14 protein-coding genes are annotated in these 17414 nt (G+C 61.0%); 5 read left to right on the forward strand and 9 right to left on the reverse strand.

Features of this window, described 5'->3' with window-relative positions; translation table 11 throughout:
• The first annotated feature begins 188 nt into the window (after positions 1–188).
• Positions 189–2243 carry an amidohydrolase family protein gene (locus ACQY5P_RS03740; RefSeq protein ID WP_428409506.1) on the forward strand — a complete coding sequence of 685 codons (2055 nt, stop codon included), beginning with the start codon at positions 189–191 and terminating at the stop codon, positions 2241–2243.
• 24 nt (positions 2244–2267) lie between these two features.
• On the forward strand, positions 2268–3008 hold the full coding sequence (locus ACQY5P_RS03745) for a DUF4197 domain-containing protein (RefSeq protein ID WP_428409507.1): 741 nt from the start codon (positions 2268–2270) through the stop codon (positions 3006–3008).
• 56 nt (positions 3009–3064) lie between these two features.
• Here ACQY5P_RS03745 and ACQY5P_RS03750 read toward each other — a convergent pair whose 3' ends face one another.
• From ACQY5P_RS03750 to ACQY5P_RS03765, 4 genes are all read right to left on the reverse strand, one after another.
• Positions 3065–3496 carry a DUF1810 domain-containing protein gene (locus ACQY5P_RS03750; RefSeq protein ID WP_428410626.1) on the reverse strand — a complete coding sequence of 144 codons (432 nt, stop codon included), beginning with the start codon at positions 3494–3496 and terminating at the stop codon, positions 3065–3067.
• 20 nt (positions 3497–3516) lie between these two features.
• Entirely contained in the window at positions 3517–4704 is a 1188-nt protein-coding gene (locus ACQY5P_RS03755) for a thiolase family protein (protein ID WP_428409508.1), read from the reverse strand.
• A gap of 76 nt (positions 4705–4780) precedes the next feature.
• Positions 4781–5092 carry an antibiotic biosynthesis monooxygenase gene (locus ACQY5P_RS03760; RefSeq protein ID WP_428409509.1) on the reverse strand — a complete coding sequence of 104 codons (312 nt, stop codon included), beginning with the start codon at positions 5090–5092 and terminating at the stop codon, positions 4781–4783.
• Complete coding sequence (locus ACQY5P_RS03765; protein ID WP_428409510.1) at positions 5089–6138, reverse strand: Glu/Leu/Phe/Val dehydrogenase dimerization domain-containing protein; 1050 nt, start codon at positions 6136–6138, stop codon at positions 5089–5091. Before ACQY5P_RS03765 ends, ACQY5P_RS03760 begins: the two co-directional genes overlap by 4 nt.
• 163 nt (positions 6139–6301) lie before the next feature.
• Here ACQY5P_RS03765 and ACQY5P_RS03770 point away from each other — a divergent pair, with 163 nt between their 5' ends.
• Positions 6302–6778, forward strand: a complete 477-nt coding sequence (locus ACQY5P_RS03770) for an Lrp/AsnC family transcriptional regulator (RefSeq protein ID WP_375205734.1) — start codon at positions 6302–6304, stop codon at positions 6776–6778.
• A 6-nt stretch (positions 6779–6784) separates the two neighbouring features.
• Here the strand turns inward: ACQY5P_RS03770 and ACQY5P_RS03775 are convergent, their stop codons facing one another.
• From ACQY5P_RS03775 to ACQY5P_RS03795, 5 genes are all read right to left on the reverse strand, one after another.
• On the reverse strand, positions 6785–8599 hold the full coding sequence (locus ACQY5P_RS03775; RefSeq protein WP_428409511.1) for an ATP-binding protein: 1815 nt from the start codon (positions 8597–8599) through the stop codon (positions 6785–6787).
• Between the two features lie 232 nt (positions 8600–8831).
• Entirely contained in the window at positions 8832–10139 is a 1308-nt protein-coding gene (astB, locus tag ACQY5P_RS03780) for an N-succinylarginine dihydrolase (RefSeq protein ID WP_428409512.1), read from the reverse strand.
• Positions 10136–11599, reverse strand: a complete 1464-nt coding sequence (astD, locus tag ACQY5P_RS03785; protein ID WP_428409513.1) for a succinylglutamate-semialdehyde dehydrogenase — start codon at positions 11597–11599, stop codon at positions 10136–10138. The genes astB and astD overlap by 4 nt, the downstream gene beginning before the upstream one ends.
• A 4-nt stretch (positions 11600–11603) precedes the next feature.
• The gene (locus ACQY5P_RS03790) at positions 11604–12614 is read right to left on the reverse strand and encodes an arginine N-succinyltransferase (RefSeq protein ID WP_428409514.1); all 1011 of its coding nucleotides are present in this window, start codon (positions 12612–12614) and stop codon (positions 11604–11606) included.
• Complete coding sequence (locus ACQY5P_RS03795; protein WP_428409515.1) at positions 12614–13864, reverse strand: hydrolase; 1251 nt, start codon at positions 13862–13864, stop codon at positions 12614–12616. Before ACQY5P_RS03795 ends, ACQY5P_RS03790 begins: the two co-directional genes overlap by 1 nt.
• 136 nt (positions 13865–14000) lie before the next feature.
• Between ACQY5P_RS03795 and ACQY5P_RS03800 the strand changes: the two genes are divergently transcribed.
• Entirely contained in the window at positions 14001–16583 is a 2583-nt protein-coding gene (locus tag ACQY5P_RS03800; RefSeq protein ID WP_428409516.1) for an MMPL family transporter, read from the forward strand.
• A gap of 198 nt (positions 16584–16781) precedes the next feature.
• Positions 16782–17408 (forward strand): MlaC/ttg2D family ABC transporter substrate-binding protein, encoded by a 627-nt coding sequence (locus ACQY5P_RS03805; RefSeq protein ID WP_428409517.1) that lies wholly within the window; start codon positions 16782–16784, stop codon positions 17406–17408.
• Positions 17409–17414: the final 6 nt, after the last annotated feature.

Here is a 17414-nt window from a genome sequence, read left to right on the forward strand (position 1 = left end):
GCCGATCGGCCGTCTCCTGAACATGCGGGATATTTAGGCCGCTTGTAGCTTTCCGCAGAAGGCCCCGCAATGCGGCGAGCCGCCCATTTTTGTCGGCATGGCGTTCTGGCGCCCGCTTGCGGTTTATGGGAATGTCACCCTCAATTAAAAACTATTTTGGGTCGAATCTCGGGGAAAAAGGGGCATCCATGTCATTTTCATCTATTGCGCGCCGCAGCGCCGGGGCGAGCCTCATGCTGGCGCTTGCCGCCTGTTCGCAAAAGGCCGAGGCGCCGGCGCAGACTTCCGCCGCTCATGAAGCCTACGCCGTCATCATCGCCGGAACGCCCGTGGGCTATATGAATGTCGACCGGACGGGCAACGAACTCGCCATCGACTACGATTTCAAGAACAACGGACGCGGCCCAGGCTTCAAGGAAACGCTGACGGTTAACGAAGCGGGCGTGCCGGTCGCCTGGTCGATTGCAGGCAATACGACCTTCGGCAACGAGGTCGAGGAAAGCTACGCGCTGAAAGGCGGGACAGCGACCTGGTCGGACGCCGCCGGGGAAGGCAACGCGGCTGTCGGCGAGCCGACGCTTTACATCAACCAGTTCGGTAGTCCCTATGCCGCCTTCATTCAGGCGAATGCGCTGCTGAAAGACAGCGACCGGACCATGCCGGCCCTTCCCGCCGGTGAACTGCGCCTTGTGGAAATCGATACGCTGACCGTTTCCGGCGAAGGCGGCGATGAAACCATCACGACCTACGCGCTATCGGGCGCCGATCTCGATCCTGATTATTTCATCCTCGACGACGAGAACAAGTTCTTCGCCTATATCACGCCGCGCTTCATCACCATTCGCAAAGGCTATGAGGCCGAAGAAGAGCGTCTCAGAAATCTCGCCGCCGATTACGGCGCCGCGCGATACGAGGACATTCAGTCGCGCTACGCTCACCGTTATGACGGCCCGGTGCGCATCCGCAATGTGCGCGTGTTCCAGCCTGAAACGCTCGACATGTCTGGGCCTGTGTCCGTGGTGATCGAAGGCGACCTCATCGCCGCGATCGAAGCGGCGGATGCGAGCGGCGACAACGAAGTCGTGATCGACGGCGCGGGCGGATCGCTCATCCCCGGCCTTTACGACATGCACGGCCATATGGGCGACGATGATGCGCTCATCAATCTCCTCGCCGGCGTCACGTCCGTGCGCGACATGGGCAACGAGATCGACGTGCTCGAACCTTTGCGCGAAAAAATCGAAAGCGGCGTTCTGGCGGGTCCGCGCATTTCGATGAGCGGCTTCATCGAAGGCAAAAGCGAAACAAATAACTCCACCGGCGAACTTGCGACGACCGAAGAAGAAGCGGTCGATCTCGTGCGCATGTATGCCGCACGCGGCGGTTATCATCAGATCAAGATCTACAGCTCGGTGAAGGGCGAATGGGTGCCCGCGATGGCGGCGGAAGCCCACCGCCTCGGCATGCGCGTCGCGGGCCACATCCCCGCCTTCTCGACGCCGGACGAAATGATCGAAGCCGGCTATGACGAGATCACCCATATCAATCAGGTGATGCTGAGCTGGGTTTTGGGGCCCGAAGACGACACGCGCACCCTCGCCCGGATCACCGGCATGGCGAAATTCGCCGACCTCGATCTCAGCAGCGACAAGGTCCAGAAAACGATTAACCTGATGGTCGAAAACGGCATCGCGGCAGATCCGACAACGGTGATCCACGAATTCGGCCTCACCGGCCGCAATGGCGAAACGCGGATCGGCATGGCCGATTATATCGACCACATGCCCGTTGCGGTGCAGCGCAATTCGAAAGTCGCGCTTTTGAATGTCGCTGACGATGCAGAGGACGCAGCCTATCGCGCCGCCTTCGACAAGGTGATCGAGACGCTGACGATGATGCACGAGCGCGGCATTTTCCTCGTGCCGGGCACGGATATGGGCGGGGCCTTCGAACTGCACCGCGAAGTCGAACTCTTCCAGCGCTTCGGCTTCACGCCGGCGGAAGCCTTAAGACGCGCCACCTACGACATGGCGGATTATCTTGGCTTCGACGACCGCGGCGCTATCGAGTCCGGCAAGCTCGCCGACTTCTTCCTGGTTCCGGGCGATCCGACGGAAGATTTGAAGGCGATCAAGACCATCGCCCTCGTCTCCCGCGGCGGAACGATCTATTATCCGAGCGAGATCTATCCGGAATTCGGGATTACGCCGTTTACGAATGTGCCGGAGGTGAGCGGCGAATAGGCTTTAAAACTTCAGGGGGGCTCTATGACCAAAAACACCTTCTCAGCGCCAGTTTCGCGGCGGTTCCTCATGCTCGGCGCCGCCGGCGTCCTCAGCGGATGCGTCACCGATGGGATGACGCTGCCGAACATTCCGGGAAACAGTACAGGCGCGCTGTCGGAAGCGGATGCGGCGGCGGGCATTCGCGCGGCGCTCAATAACGGCGTCGGGTCGGCGATTTCGACCATCGGCGTGCGCGACGGTTTCCTGCGAAATCCGCAAATTCACATTCCGCTGCCAGGTTTCCTGCAGGACATGCAGTCATCGCTCTCGCGCCTTGGGCTTTCCGGCCCTCTCGACACGCTGGAAACGCAGCTCAATCGCGGCGCGGAGACCGCAGTTCCGCGAGCCCGGCGCATATTCGTCGACGCGATTTCGTCCATGAGCATCAATGACGCCATCGGCGTGGTGCGCGGCGGCAATAATGCGGCGACCGATTATCTGAAGAGCCGAACCTTCTCGCCCCTGACCAATCTCTTCACGCCGATCATGTCGAACGCTTTGCAGGAAACTGGCGCCATCAGAACGTTCGACCAGCTTACCGCAAGCCTCAAATCCATCCCGCTGGCGCCGCAGCTCGGCGCCGACGCGAAGACCGACCTGATCCGTCACGGCGTTCAGTATGGTCTCGACGGCATGTTCCTCTATATCGCCAAGGAGGAAGCGGCGATCCGCTCAAATCCGGCGAAACGCACGTCGGAGATATTGCGGCGGGTATTTGGATAAACTCCGAAGGGGTTAAGCGGAACTGAAATAAAAAAGCAGCGCTCCAGCGCCGTTTTTCATATCCTCTTTAATGTTTCGCCATCCTCGCGCCCTTCGAAAAACGACTTGAGCGCGCCTGAGAAAAGTTGTTCGTCCGTGTCCGCGCGGTGAAACAGCGTCATCGATGAGTGAAACTTAAAATCGTCCGGCGAACCGAATATTTCATGAACGCTGCAACGAGGTTGTCCCCACTCATTTACATGGCCGAGGACCGCCTCGGTCGCTTCTTTCAACCGGAGCCCGAGAACCGGATGAGCGAGATAGGCCCGGGCTTCGTTGAGCGAGGCGATGGCGAATTTCTGCGCCATGGCGCTATGGCCTAGCCCCGCAATCTGCGGAAACACGAACCACATCCAGTGAGTTTTCTTGCAGCCAGCACGCAATTCGGAAAGGACCCTGTCAAAGACAGGATCCTGCGCCTCGACAAATCTTTGCAGCGCCGCGATCATTCTTTCAGGCAAAGAATTCTCTAAACAAGCTCCACCGCCATGCTAGTCGCTTCGCCGCCGCCGATGCAGAGAGAGGCGACGCCTTTTTTGCCGCCGGTCTCACGCAGCGCATTGATGAGCGTCACCAGAATGCGCGCGCCGGAGGCGCCGATTGGGTGGCCGAGCGCAATGGCGCCGCCATGGATATTGACCTTTTCTGCGGGCAGTTTGAGCTCGCGCATCGCTGCGAGCGGCACCACGGAAAAAGCTTCGTTGATTTCGTATTGATCGACGTCCCCCGCGGACCAGCCGGCTTTCTCCAGCACTTTCTGGATCGAGGCGACGGGCGCCGTGGTGAACCATTCCGGCTCCTGCGCATGGTTCGCTTGGGCGACGATGCGGGCAATCGGCTTCGCGCCTTTCTTGTCGGCCATGGACTGGCGCATCAGGACAAGCGCCGCGGCGCCGTCGGAAATCGCCGAGGCGTTGCCCGCCGTCACCGTGCCGTCTTTTTCGAACGCCGCGCGCAATGACGGAATTTTCGCCGCGTCGACGAGGCCCGGTTTTTCATCGTCGGAAACGGTCACCGAACCTTTGCGGCCCGCGACTTCCACGGAAACGATCTCGTCCTTGAACTTGCCGGTCTTGATGGCGTCCTGCGCGCGCGTCACCGAGCGCATGGAATATTCGTCCTGTTCCTCGCGGGAGAACTGCCATTCGCGGGCGCATTTCTCAGCGAAAATCCCCATGGCCGCATGATTGTTGTAAGGATCTTCAAGCCCATCATAGGACATGTGGTCGAACACCTGACCGTTGCCGAACTTGATCCCCGTGCGGCCCGTCGGGAGAAGATGCGGCGCGCCGGTCATGGACTCCATGCCGCCCGCAACAACGATGGACGCCGATCCTGCAGCAATCGTGTCATGGGCCATCATGACGGTGCGCATGCCGGAGCCGCAGACCTTGTTGACGGTGACGCAGCCCGCGGATTTCGGAACGCCGGCGCCGAGCGAGGCCTGACGCGCCGGAGCCTGGCCGAGGCCCGCGGGCAAAACGCAGCCCATCAGGACTTCGTCCACATCGTCGGGCTTCACCCCGCCACGCTCCAGCGCCGCTTTGATGGCCGTAGAACCAAGCTCGGTCGCTTTGACGTTTGCAAAAGCGCCGAGGAAATTACCGATAGGGGTTCTCGCCATGCCGGCGATAACGATGGGTTCGGTCTGTGACATGCAATTGTCTCCTGATGCGTGATGCAAATGTAAAACAAGCCCGCGTCTGACGCGATGATGGAACGCCGCCTAAAGTTCAGCTTTCGTCATGAACCTCGTAAAGCCGGACGAACATTTCGGTGTCTTCCAGCAAATCGTATATTCCCCCGCCGGCCATCACCGCTTTGTCCGGCATGTGACCGGCGAACGCTTTCATCGCGTCCATATCTTTCCAGAACGACAGCAGGACGAACTCAACCAGCCCGCCAAGTTCACGACTGCTAACGGATGCGCGAATGAAGCCTGGCGTCTTCACCATGAGGGGCTTGATGTGAGTTTGGTAGTGCTTGACCGCCGCCGCCACATTTTCAGGTTTCGCCCGCCCCCGCCATTCGCGCAGGATTGTCATGCAGCCTTTCTACCCTTTGCAATCACTTCTAGCGCCATTTTATCGGCTATCGCGCCGGTCGGGGCGTTTTCCGCTTCGGCGCGGTTGAAAATGTCGGACAACCGCCCGCCAATGGCGTCTATACGCTGGTTCATCTCGTCCGTCGTCCATGCGCCTAGGATTTCAAGCCCGACAGAGATCACGCCCGCAGCATTGATAACATAATCCGGACAATAAAGAACGCCTTTGTCTTTCAGCGCCTGATCCATGTCCGGCGTTTTGAGCTGGTTGTTCGCAGCGCCGGCGACGATTTTCGCCTTCAGGCGCGGCAGGGTCTCGGCGTTGATCGATCCGCCGAGCGCGCAAGGCGCGAAAATATCGACATCGACGGCGATGGCGTCTTCCGGCGTCGCCGTTTCAGCGCCAAACCGCGTCACCGCTTCCTTCACCGCATCCTGGTTGACATCGGCGACCACAAGCTTGCCACCTTCTTCATGAATGAGCCGCGCAAGCTCCATCCCCACGGCGCCGACGCCGAGAATAGAGACCGTGAGGCCTTTCAGACTATCCTTGCCGAATTTGCGTTTCGCCGCCGCCTGCATGCCGCGCCAGACGCCGCGCGCGGTGAAAGGCGACGGATTGCCGCCGACGCCTTTGGTCTCCATGCCCGCGGCATATTTCGTGACGGAGCGGATCAGCGCGAGGTCGGCTTCGGTGACGCCGGAATCTTCCGCCGTGTAGTAAAGCCCTTCTAGGCTGTCGACGGCGCGGGCGAAGGCTTTCAGCATCTCCGGCGTCTTGTCCTTTTTCGGATCGGCGAAAATCACCGCCTTGCCGCCGCCGAAAGGAATGCCGCCCATGGCGTTCTTGTAGGTCATGCCCCGGGAAAGATTTTTCACGTCCTCCAGCCCCGCCTCGAAGCTGGCGTAAGGATAGATCCGGCAGCCGCCGCAGCCGGGGCCGAGCGTCGCGTCATGGACAGCGATAATGGCGTTGAGACCCGCCAATTCATCAGTAAAATGAACCACCTTGCGCCAGCCCTCGACGGCCAGGACCTCAGATTTCATCGCTAACTTCCTTTATGAGGGCCGAGGGCCCAGCGCCCGGACCGGGCGGAATGCGCGTTTCCTTATCCTTTTTCGCCGAGCGCTTCCGGTCAAATATGGGGCTTTGCCGCTTGACGATTAGCATATAATGCTAAATACATGATGGATTAGTGAAAGCGGACCTATGAAGCTCGACCATATCGACCACAAGATCCTGAAGCACCTTCAGGAAAATGCGCGGATCACCAATGCGGAACTCGCCGAAAGAGTGGGCCTGTCGCCCACTCCGTGCCTCAGGCGTTTAAGGCGGCTCGAGACCGAGGGGATCATCAAAGGCTATCGCACGGAGATCAACCGCGAGGCGCTTGGCGTCAATGTGACGGTGATCATCCTGGTCAAGCTGGAGCGCGAAGACGACAAGACGCTGCGTGAATTCGAAACGGCCATCAAGAACCGTGAAGAGGTGATGGAGTGCTATCTCGTCACCGGCAAGTTCGATTATTTCATTCGCGTCGTCGTGCCCTCGCTTGCGACTTACGAGACGTTCCTGTCGGAGACAATGCTCCGCATGCCGAACATCGCGACCGTGGAGTCGAGCTTTACCCTGCGTGAAGTCACGCGCAAGGTCGTCACGCCCCTGCCTCAGTCCATCATTCGCTAGGCGAGTTCAAGCGACATTCGACGCCGCCTCCGGCGGCGTCATGACGCGGTCGATTTCTGCATGCAGATATTCGGCGCGGATCGGCTTCGTTACATAGCCGTCAAAGCCCATTTCCAGAAATTCATCGATCTGCTGGCGCATGGCGTGCGCTGAAATCGCAATAATCGGCGTCGGCGTGCCGGCGCTGAGCTCGCGCTCGAGAAACCGGATCTGGCGCATGGCTTCGGGCCCGTCGAGGCGCGGCATGGAAATGTCCATCAGCACAAGGTCGAACTTGCCGCGCTTGAAGGCGGCGACGACATCAAGACCGTCATTGGCGAACTGCGTTTTATGGCCGCGTTGATCGAGAAACGCCTTCAACACGGCCTGGTTCACCGCATTGTCTTCGGCGGCGAGGATTCTGAGACCGTTTTGTTGCGCCGCCGCGACGGAGGCGTCGCCTGCTTCTGCAGCGGCGTTGGTATCCGCCACCGGCGCGGGAAACGAAACAGTGAAGATCGAGCCGGCGCCGAGCGTGGAGCGTACGGAAATCTCGCCCCCCATGGCCGTGACGAGGCCCTTGGCGATGGAAAGGCCGAGCCCTGTGCCGCCATATTTGCGCGTCGTCGCCACATCGGCCTGCGTGAACGGATCGAAAATGCGCGTGATCTGATCTTCCGACATGCCGATGCCGGAATCTTTCACTTCGATGACCGCCATGTCGCCGTCGGACGCCGGCGCCTTGATGCGCACGAGAACGGCGCCGCTTTCGGTGAATTTGATGGCGTTGGAAACGAGGTTATGGAGCACCTGAAGGATACGGTGTCCATCGCCAAGGCGGATCGCGTCTGCGTCGCCCTGACATTCCACCCGGAAGTCCAGATTTTTCTGCTCCGCCTTCAGGCCGTGCAGATTTTTCACCTTGGCGGCGATGTCGGCGAAGGAGAAAGGCGCCTTTTCAATCTCGATCTTGTTCGCTTCGATTTTCGAAAAGTCGAGAAGATCGTTGAGCACCATCATCAACAGATCGCCGCAATCGCGCACGATTTTGAGCTTTTCCTGCTGCGTTCCCGTCAGCTTGCTGTCTTCGAGCGCCGCCACCATGCCAAGAATGCCGTTCATGGGCGTGCGAATCTCGTGGCTCATATTGGCGAGGAAGGAGGATTTGGCCTGGTTCGCCTCTTCCGCAAGCACTTGCCGTTCATGGGCGCGTTCGCTTTCGAGCCGCATGGACGCGCTCGACGCCTGATAAGCGCGCAGCGCAACAGCGAGATGCGAAATATACATGATCTCCGCAAGGAGGATCGCACAGGCGCCCGCCCGGCCCGGCTCGGCGCCGGTGGCGAGGGCGAAAAGCGGAAGCGCGAAAAAGTAAAAAGCGTGGGGCGCCACGGCGGCGATGAAGGTGCGTCTTTCGTGATGCATGTGCATGGTCACATGCAGGAGCGATCCCGAAAGCCACAGAATCGCGAAGACTTTGCCGGGCGTTCCCCACATCAGCCACAAGAACACAGGGAAAAGCGAATAGATCAGCGTCGCCTGCGCCGCCGAGCCGCAAAGGACGATCCATTCCTTTTTGGATGGCGGCCGCCGCCGCGCGCTGTCTGTGAAAGGCCGCCACGCATAAAGATCGGCGACCTGGCTGATGACGATTGCGGCAAGCCAGGCGATGGAAAGAACATGGCTGATCGCGCCCCACAAAAGGAGCGAACCAATGATCGCAATGACGATGCGGGTTTTGAATTCCCTCCGGCGGCTCTGCGCCGTTGCGATCAAGCCTGACAGAACGGACGCTTCGTCTTTCCCGCCGGCCCGGTCTCCCTCGGGCGTGGCTGTGGTCATGACTGTCTTCGGCTCCCCTTGTCAGGCGGATGGACTCATTCGCGGGCGAATGGCCCCGCATTTGCTGAAAACTAGCGGGAAAGTCTTAATCACTGCCTACCCGGGGGCTTTCCTTAACGATTTGGAATGCGTTTTGCGTTCCGGAATGAGACAGAAAATCCGGATCAAACGTCGCAGTCCGGCGCGCTCACGGATAAGCGAACGCAGGTGAGCCTGTGCGCCGTTTCAGAGCCTATCGCTGGAAGTCGTAAAAGGCGCCCATGGAGAGAAGGTCCGTCAGGGCCTGCATGGCCGCAAAGCTCTCTTCCATAAACGCCGGATCCTTGAGATCGTCGGGCGTCACGCGGTCGCGGTAATGGGCCCGCACCCAGTGCTCTAGCGCCGTAATACGAGCATCATCGAGAATGAAATTCGGATTCGCGGCCTTCGCCTCGTCTTCCGATAAGACCACCCGCAAACGCAAACAGGCCGGGCCGCCGCCATTGCGCATGGACTCGCGCACATCCTTGTAGATGGCGCGATTGATGGGATTGTTCTTCGACACCGTCGCATCGACGAAAGCTTTGACGCGCGGGTTTTCCTGCGCCTCGGTCGGCAGCAGCAGCGCCATCTCGCCGCCGGGAAGCGTCAGAAGCTGCGAATTGAAGAGATAGGATTTGATGCAGTCATCAAGCGACACGTCCTTCGCCGGCGCCTCAATGATTTCGACGAACGGCGCCGCCTTGCGGATCGCAGCGTAGGCCGCCTCGCGGTCGGCGAAGCTCTGTTCGTGGAGGAACAGCACCGTTCCGTTGGCGACGCCGACGACATCGTTGTGGAAGGCGCCGGCGTCGAGCGCCGTCGTCGATTGCTGCACGAAAACGGTCTGAGATGGATCGAGAAGATGGTTTCGAGCCACAGCCTCGCTGGCGCGCTTTCTCTGGCGCGCCGGGAATTTCTCGCCGTCAATGCCATAGACGAAAAGATGCACGCCTTTGTCGCCGTGGGCTTCGCAAAGACGGCCATGGTTAGCGGCGCCCTCGTCGCCGAAATGCATGCCGCCCGGCAGAGGCGGGTGATGGACGAAGTAATTTTCATCGTCGAACATATGCGCAAGAACACGCGCGGTCGTATCCGCCTCGATGGAGCGGTGAAAATTCGCAGCGAGATTGGCGGCGGTGAAATGAACCTTGCCGTCGCCCGTGTCCGGCGACGGCGCGACCGTTCCCGCATTCGCCGTCCACATGGACGAGGCGGCGTAGCAATTGGCCAGCAATTGCGGCTCGGCCTTCGCCGCTTTTTCAATGATCTGTCTGTCAGTGCCGGAAAACCCGAGCGCACGCAGGGTTTTCAGATGCGGCCGGTCCTGCGGCGGCAGGAAACCCTGCTTCAGGCCAAGCGCCATCGCGGCGCGCATCTTGGCGAGACCCTGAAGGGCCGCCTCTTTCGGGTTCGACGCGGCGCCCGCATTCGTAGCCGACGCGATATTGCCGAAGGAAAGCCCCGCATAATTATGCGTGGGGCCGATCAGGCCGTCGTAATTGTATTCGGCGTAGGTCACTTAACTCCCACCTGTCCCTCCGGCATGGAAAGCAATCCTTCACCTTCCATGCTCGCCACCGGATAGGCGCAATAGTCGGCGGCGTAGTACGCGCTCGGGCGGTGATTGCCGCTGTCGCCGATGCCGCCGAAGGGCGCGGCGCCGGAAGCGCCTGTGGTCTGGCGGTTCCAGTTGACGATGCCGGCGCGCGACAAGGCCAGGAACTTTTCCCATTTCGCCTTGTCGTCGGTGAGGATGCCCGCCGACAAACCGAAGCGCGTCTTGTTGGCGCGAGCGATGGCTGCGTCGAAATCCTTCACGCGCCAGACTTTGAGGAACGGTCCGAAATGTTCTTCGTCGGGCACGCTGTCAGACAGCATGGTCACGTCGACGATGCCAGGCGAAACGAACGCCTTGCCTTCATCGATGACGGAAAGGTTCTTCACCGGCACGCCGTCGCGGTCCACAAGCTGATCGAAGGCGCGCTCAAGGCTTTCCGCGATTTTCGGCGAGATCACCGGCCCCATAAAAGGCTGCGGCTCGTCAAACGGCGCGCCGACAATCAAACGCTCCGTCAGCTTGCCGAGCGCGAGGAGCGCGTGATCGCCCTGTGGCCCGTCAGGAATGATAAGGCGGCGCGCGCAGGTGCAGCGCTGGCCGCTGGTGAGGAATGCCGACTGCACGACCGTAAAGGCCGCGGCCTCCACATCGTCAACATCCCACCAGATCAGCGGATTGTTGCCGCCGAGTTCGAGGGCTAGAATAACGTCGAGACGGTCGGCGAACATTTTGTGGATCGCAAGGCCGGTCTTGGCGCCGCCAGTGAAGAGAACGCCGTCGACATCTGCGCCGGTGAGCGCTTCGCCCGTCTCGCGACCGCCCTGCACCAGATTCACAACGCCTTCGGGCACGCCCGCCTCTACCATGCGCTCGACAATGAAGGCGCCTGGTCCCGGCGTCATTTCCGACGGTTTGAAGACGACTGTGTTCCCGGCGATCAGCGCCGGGACGATATGGCCGTTGGGCAGATGCGCGGGAAAGTTATAGGGCCCGAGCACGGCCATGACGCCATGGGGTTTGTGACGCAGCACGCCGCGCGTGGCGCCGCTTGCCGTTTCCTTTTCGCCCGTGCGCTCGTGATAGGCGCGGATCGAAATATCGACCTTGCCCGAAACCGTGGCGGCTTCGGTTTTCGTCTCCCAGAACGGCTTGCCGGTCTCGCGAGAGATCAGCCGCGCCAGATCCTCTGCGTCGCGTTTGATGAGATCGCGATAGCGCTCCATCACGGCGATGCGTTCGGCGAGCGGCGTCAGCGCCCATTTCTCGAACGCAGCCCGCGCCGCGCCGACAGCGTCGTTCACATCGTTCTTCGTCGCCGACGCGCCGGTCCAGATCGCCTCGCCGGTCGAGGGGTCGAAACTTGAAAACTCCGCGCCCGCGCCCTCGCGCCATTCGCCGTTGATGAGGATTTTGTTTGTCATTTTATCACCACTTCACTGCGCGTATTTCATCGCCGGCCTTCACGCCAAGCGCCGCCGCCGCGTCTTTCGCGATGATCATCGCTTCGCCGTCGATCTTGCCAGGCGCGCGCGTCACGCGGAAGGATTGAAGATAGCCGCCCGCCATCAAATAGAGCGGCGCGTCTCCCGGTTCGCCGATTTTTACCGGATAGAGCCGGCTTTCCTTGACCGTTTTGATGTCGTCGATTTTCGCATCGACCAGCGGCCCGCCGTCAAAGACATCGATATAACGGTTGAAAGCGAAGCCTTCCTTGATGAGCATGTTATAGGCGGGCGCTGCGCTGTCATGGGGCTTTCCGAGGCACTTTTTCGCATCCTCCGGCAACAGCGCCACATAAATCGGGTGGCGCGGCATCAGATCGGAAATGATCTGGTTGCCCATAGCGGAGTTGGCGAGATCGGCGTCCTCAAACTCCATGTCGAAAAAAAGCTTGCCGAGGGATTCCCAGAAAGGCTGCTTGCCGTCGGGCGCGCGCCAGCCGCGAAGCTCCGCGCAGACCGGATCGGCGACAAGCTTTCTGTGCTGTGCAATGAAGAGATAGCGCGCCTTCGCTAGGAACTTGCCGTAGCCGCCGCCGCGCACTTCGGGCGACAGGAACAGGGAGCCGACTTCCGAGGCGCCGGTGAAGTCATGGGTCGGCACCAGGATGCGGCGCTCGATCCGTTTTTTGAGCTGCTTCGACGCATGAACGGTTTTGTTGATGCGATAATTGACGAAACCGTATTCGAGTCCCACCGCGGAGAAAACGGCGGAAAGGCCGATCACCTTGCCGTTTTCTTCGAGCACCATCGTATAGACTTCGCCATTCGGCCCGTCGGCGTTCGCCGCGAAGCTGTCCGCTGCAAAATTGACGCGCGCGCGCAAGGCATCGGGTTCGGAGGGCAGGTTCGTCATGCCGCCGCCCGATTGCTTCGCGAGCGCCAGAATCGCATCGAAATCCTCGCGCCGCACCGGACGCATGAAGGCGAGCGACATTACCGTTTCTCCGTATCCACAAACTCGCCGGGATTGGGGATGTCGCCGGCGGCGATTTTCAAAAGCAAGAGCGCAGAGAGTTTGGCGCGCTCCACAAGACTGTCGAGCTTGGCGATCTCCTGCGCCGAGTGAATGTTGGCGCCCCGGACGCCCAGCGTGTCGATCACCGGAATGCCGGCCGCGGCGATGTTATTGCCGTCGCAGCAGCCGCCCGTGGGTTTCCAGTCGATGGCAAGACCCAGATCGGCGCCGGCGGCCTTGAGCGCGAGGAAAAAGGCGTTCAGTTGCGGCGTCATGGGTTTGGGCGGGCGGGTGAAACCGCCTTCAAGCTTTGCGGAATAGCCGTCGCGCGCATCGATGTCTGCGATCAGCGCATTCGCCTTGTCCAAAAGCCAGTCTGAATCCTCCGGCTGTTCCAGGCGCACATTGAAGCGCACCACGGCCAAGTTCGGCACCACATTGTTGGGCCCGCCGCCATCGACGCGGGCTACGTTCACGGTCAGGCCCTCGCGCTCGCCCGATAATTTGTCGATGCCGGAAATGAAATCCGCCGCTGCGGCGATGGCGTTGCGGCCCAGATGATGCTCGCGGCCCGCGTGAGCGCTTTTCCCGCGAATGACCGCCGCGAAATTGCCGCTGCCTTTGCGCGCGCCGGCGAGCGTCCCGTCGGGAAGCGCCGGTTCGTAGACGCAGGCGAATTGCGCGCGCTTTGCGGCTTCCGTCAGCATATGCGCTGAGCCGATAGAGCCGATCTCCTCGTCGGCGTTGATGAGCACTTCATAGCCGATGCGCTCGGCGAGTGGCGAATTCTCAATCGCCATGAGCGCGTTCAGCATGACGAGGAGCCCGCCTTTCATGTCGGCGGCGCCCGGCGCATTCAGCGTGTCGTCATCGAGAAACTTTTCCGACTGGAACGGATGATCGGCGCCGAAGACCGTATCCATATGTCCGGCGAGAAGAACACGGACCGGCGCCTGGGGCCGCTTCACGAGCCGCAGCATGTCGCCAACCTTCTGCTCCATCGTCTCGCCGTCCTTGGTCACAATCTTGTGGACGCGAGAGGGAACGGTTTCGACGTCTGCGCCGAGCGCGGAAAACGCGTCTTTCAGCGCCCCGTGCATTTTTTTCAGACCGTCCAGATTCGTGCTGCCAGAGTTGATGGCGCACCAAGCGCGCAAAGCGTCCGTCATGGGCGCGCGTCGGTCGTCCAGAAAGGCGAGGTCGGCTTTATAGTTATAGGGGGCTGCCATGGCCGAGAGCAGTAGCCATCCTCGCAAATCCCCGCAAGACCGGGCCCCAACTCTGTAGGGGGAATACCCATCTGCCGTTTCCCCCCGCCCCGAAGCGGCCTATAATTCTGTCCCAAACAGATATTCTCGCAGGCGGATGCTGACATTCATTGAAAAATTGCTGGCGGCGTGGGCCGAAACCGCGCGCCGCGCCGGGGCGCTCTTGGCGGCCGCGATCCTCATTCTTGGGGGCCTCGCCGGTTATTACGCCGCGACGCATTTGAAGGTTAACACCGACACCAGCGCCATGCTGGACCCGGACCTTCCCTTTCAGCAGCGCGCGGCGGAGCTCCGGGACGCCTTCCCCCAGATCAAGAACGACGTCGTCATTATCGTCCGCGCGCCAACCCTAGACGAGGCTGACGCCTATGCGATCGAGCTGCGCGAAAGGCTGCTCGCCGATCAGGAGAATTTCACCGCGGTGTTCGCGCCGGCGGCCGATCCGTTTTTCCGGGAGAACGGGCTTCTTTATCTCGATCAGGGCGAGCTTGAATCCCGCCTGACGCAAATGTCGAAGGCGGCGGGCCTGATCGAAACGCTCATCAAGGATCCCTCGCTCGGGACATTGTTCACAACTCTCGCGGAGAACGACGAGCTCGCAGAACGCTCCGATCTCGGCCAGGAGACGCTGCAGGACATCTACGCCGAACTCGCCGCCGTCGCGGAGGCGAGCCTTGCGGGCGAGCGCCGCCCGTTCTCTTGGATGGGCGCGCTCGATGAAGACACCCGCAACGAGCCACATCACACGCGGCTGGTTTATGCGACGCCGGTGCTCGATTTCGCCAAGCTGAAGCCAGCCAAGGACGCGATCATGGCGTTGCGCGCGCAAACCGCAGAACTCGACGAAGTCTATGGGGGGCGCGTCGAAACATACGTCACCGGCGATCCGGCGCTGAGGATGGAAGAACTCGACTCGGTGACGACGGGCATCGGCCTTTCCTTCGCGCTGTCCTTCGTGCTCGTGACGCTCTTGCTCCTGCTGTGTTACCGCTCGTTGCCCATGGCGCTGCTGACGCTCGCCGGGCTGATCGTCACCTTGATGCTGACCTCGGCTTTCGCGGCGGCGTTTGTGGGCGAACTCAATCTCGTTTCCGTCGCCTTCACGGTGCTGCTAGTCGGCCTCGGCCTCGATTTCGCAATCCACCTTCTCCTTCACATTCAGGAACACCGCGCCGCGGGTCGCGACAACAAGAACGCCCTGCGCCGCGCAATCCATGAAGTGGGACCGGCGCTCGCGCTCGCCGCACCGACGACGGCGATTGCGTTTCTCTCTTTCATGCCGACGCGCTTCGACGGGATAGCGCAGCTCGGGCTGATCGCCGGCGCCGGCGTCGTCATCGCGTTCCTCGTCACCATCACCTTCGCGCCCGCCGCCCTCGCCATCTTCAAGGGCCAGCCAGGACGCACCCATTCCGGCCGGGTGCGCGGCTTTTTCACCTGGATCGAAAATCATGCGGGCCCCGTCGCCGCCGCGACGGTGATCTTCGGCGCCGCGGCGCTCCTCCTGATGCCGCAGGTCCGGTTCGACGCCGACCAGATGGCGCTGCGCAATCCCAATTCGCAATCGGTTCAGGGGTTCAACCTCCTGTTCGACGATCCCGAAACCGCGCCCTATCGCCTGAGCCGCCTGGTCGAGAGCGCCGAGGCCGCGACCGAAACCGAAACCCTCGTGGCGCCGATTGAAAGCGTCGAGACGGCCCGGTCCCTTCTCGATTTCATCCCCGGCGATCAGAACGAAAAGCTGGAGCTCATCGATTTCGGCGCCGGCACGCTCGTCTTCGCCCTCGACGCCGAACCGGGTTCGGTCGAGGGCCCTTCGGCGGCAGACGGAATCGCGGCGCTCAAGACACGGCTGAATGAAGCTTATGAAGACGGTCCCAGCGCCAAACTCTCAACGCTGCTTGAAAAGCTTGAAGGCGACGAGGCCGCGCAAGCGCTAATGCAGGAAAATGTCTTCGCCTTCTGGCCGCAGCTCGTGGCGCAGCTTCGCGACAGTATGAACGCCGATTATGTGGAGATGGAAACGCTCCCCGAGGCACTGCGCGAACGATATTTAAGCGAAGGCGGCAAGTGGCGCGTCGACATTCTGCCGAGCGCCGATGTGCGCGACTACCGCGCGCTCGATCGGTTCGTCGATGATGTGGAAGCCGTCATTCCCGATCTCGCTGGCGGCGCCTATCAGGCGGAAAAGGCGGGCGAGACGATTTCCTTCGCCATGCTGGAAGCGACCGGCATCGCCTTCGCCGCCATCGCGATCTTCCTCTGGCTTCTGGTGCGGCGCTTGCGCACCGTGCTCTTGATGCTGTTTCCGCTGGCGCTGGCAGCCGTCTTGACCGCGGCGACGGGCGTTCTTCTCAACATTCCGTTCAACTACGCCAATGTCATCGTCCTGCCCTTGCTGATCGGCATCGGCATCGATTCCGGCATCCATCTTGTCTTGCGCAACGACCAGATCAGGGCGGGCGAAGGCGTTTACGGCACCTCGACCCCGCGGGCGGTGCTGTTCTCGGCGCTGACCACCGTCGCCTCTTTCGGAAGTCTCATGCTCTCGCCCCACCGGGGCACCGCTTCCATGGGCGAGCTTCTCTCTATCGCTATCGCATTTACGCTTCTGTGCACCTTGATCGTTCTGCCGGTCGCCTTCCGGTTCGACAGAAAACCGATCTCGAAGGCGACTTAGGGGCGGCAAGCAAAGCCCCTCCTTTTCAAAGGGTTGAGCCGCTATTGCGGAGGCGCCGTCGAGGCCGCCTGACGAAAATGTCATGCGCCCTCCCCGAGGCCGGCACATTGCTGCTGGAATTTGGCCGCAATCGACCCATATTCACCGAAATCGAGAAAAGAGCGTCAACCGGCGCCAATCCATTGAGGGCCCATTTCCATGTTCATGTCCCGCGTCCGCATCTTCGCCGCGCTCATCGCCGCCGCTTCGGCCTCGCCCGTATTGGCGCAGGAGCCGGAACCGGCTGCCGAAACCGAAGAGAGCGCCGTAGACGGCGCCACCGCCTTCGCCAAGGCCTTGACCGCCGACGCGACGACGGCCCTCACCTCGGACAAATCGGAGGCCGAACAACTCGCTGACTTTCAGCAAGTGCTGGCGGACGGCATGGCCCTCGACGTCATCGGCAAATTCATGATCGGCGAAAACCGAAAGGCGATGTCCGACGAGCAGCTTGCGCGTTATGACGCCGTGTTCCCCGGCTACCTGACCAAGCTCTACGCCGAGCAGTTCAAGGACATTGTCGGCAAGCCGCTGGAAGTTCTCGAAGCCAAAGAACTCGGCGCCCGCGACGTGATCGTCAGGACAAAATTCGACCGCCCGGAAGGCGCGCCCATCATGGTCGACTGGCGCGTGCGCCAGTTGCGCTCGGGCGAGCGCAAGGCCATCGACATCATCGTCCAGGGCGTTTCGATCATGCTAGTCAAACGCGAGGAGTTCTCCTCCTTCATCGCAACGAATGGCGTTGATGCGTTGCTGGATCGGTTGGATGAAGAGGCGGCGGCATAATTGCCG

Source organism: Hyphococcus sp. (genome assembly GCF_965267305.1).
Taxonomy (GTDB): Bacteria; Pseudomonadota; Alphaproteobacteria; order Caulobacterales; family Parvularculaceae; genus Hyphococcus.

Excerpts from the sequence above, each read along its gene's own strand:
- ACQY5P_RS03755 (WP_428409508.1), bottom strand. The coding sequence starts at position 4,704 with ATGTCACAGACCGAACCCATCGTTATCGCCGGCATGGCGAGAACCCCT.
- ACQY5P_RS03740 (WP_428409506.1), top strand. The coding sequence starts at position 189 with ATGTCATTTTCATCTATTGCGCGCCGCAGCGCCGGGGCGAGCCTCATG.
- astD (WP_428409513.1), bottom strand. The coding sequence starts at position 11,599 with ATGACAAACAAAATCCTCATCAACGGCGAATGGCGCGAGGGCGCGGGC.
- ACQY5P_RS03765 (WP_428409510.1), bottom strand. The coding sequence starts at position 6,138 with ATGAAATCTGAGGTCCTGGCCGTCGAGGGCTGGCGCAAGGTGGTTCAT.
- ACQY5P_RS03775 (WP_428409511.1), bottom strand. The coding sequence starts at position 8,599 with ATGACCACAGCCACGCCCGAGGGAGACCGGGCCGGCGGGAAAGACGAA.
- ACQY5P_RS03795 (WP_428409515.1), bottom strand. The coding sequence starts at position 13,864 with ATGGCAGCCCCCTATAACTATAAAGCCGACCTCGCCTTTCTGGACGAC.
- ACQY5P_RS03790 (WP_428409514.1), bottom strand. The coding sequence starts at position 12,614 with ATGTCGCTCGCCTTCATGCGTCCGGTGCGGCGCGAGGATTTCGATGCG.
- ACQY5P_RS03745 (WP_428409507.1), top strand. The coding sequence starts at position 2,268 with ATGACCAAAAACACCTTCTCAGCGCCAGTTTCGCGGCGGTTCCTCATG.
- ACQY5P_RS03760 (WP_428409509.1), bottom strand. The coding sequence starts at position 5,092 with ATGACAATCCTGCGCGAATGGCGGGGGCGGGCGAAACCTGAAAATGTG.
- ACQY5P_RS03770 (WP_375205734.1), top strand. The coding sequence starts at position 6,302 with ATGAAGCTCGACCATATCGACCACAAGATCCTGAAGCACCTTCAGGAA.
- ACQY5P_RS03805 (WP_428409517.1), top strand. The coding sequence starts at position 16,782 with ATGTTCATGTCCCGCGTCCGCATCTTCGCCGCGCTCATCGCCGCCGCT.
- ACQY5P_RS03750 (WP_428410626.1), bottom strand. The coding sequence starts at position 3,496 with ATGATCGCGGCGCTGCAAAGATTTGTCGAGGCGCAGGATCCTGTCTTT.
- ACQY5P_RS03800 (WP_428409516.1), top strand. The coding sequence starts at position 14,001 with ATGCTGACATTCATTGAAAAATTGCTGGCGGCGTGGGCCGAAACCGCG.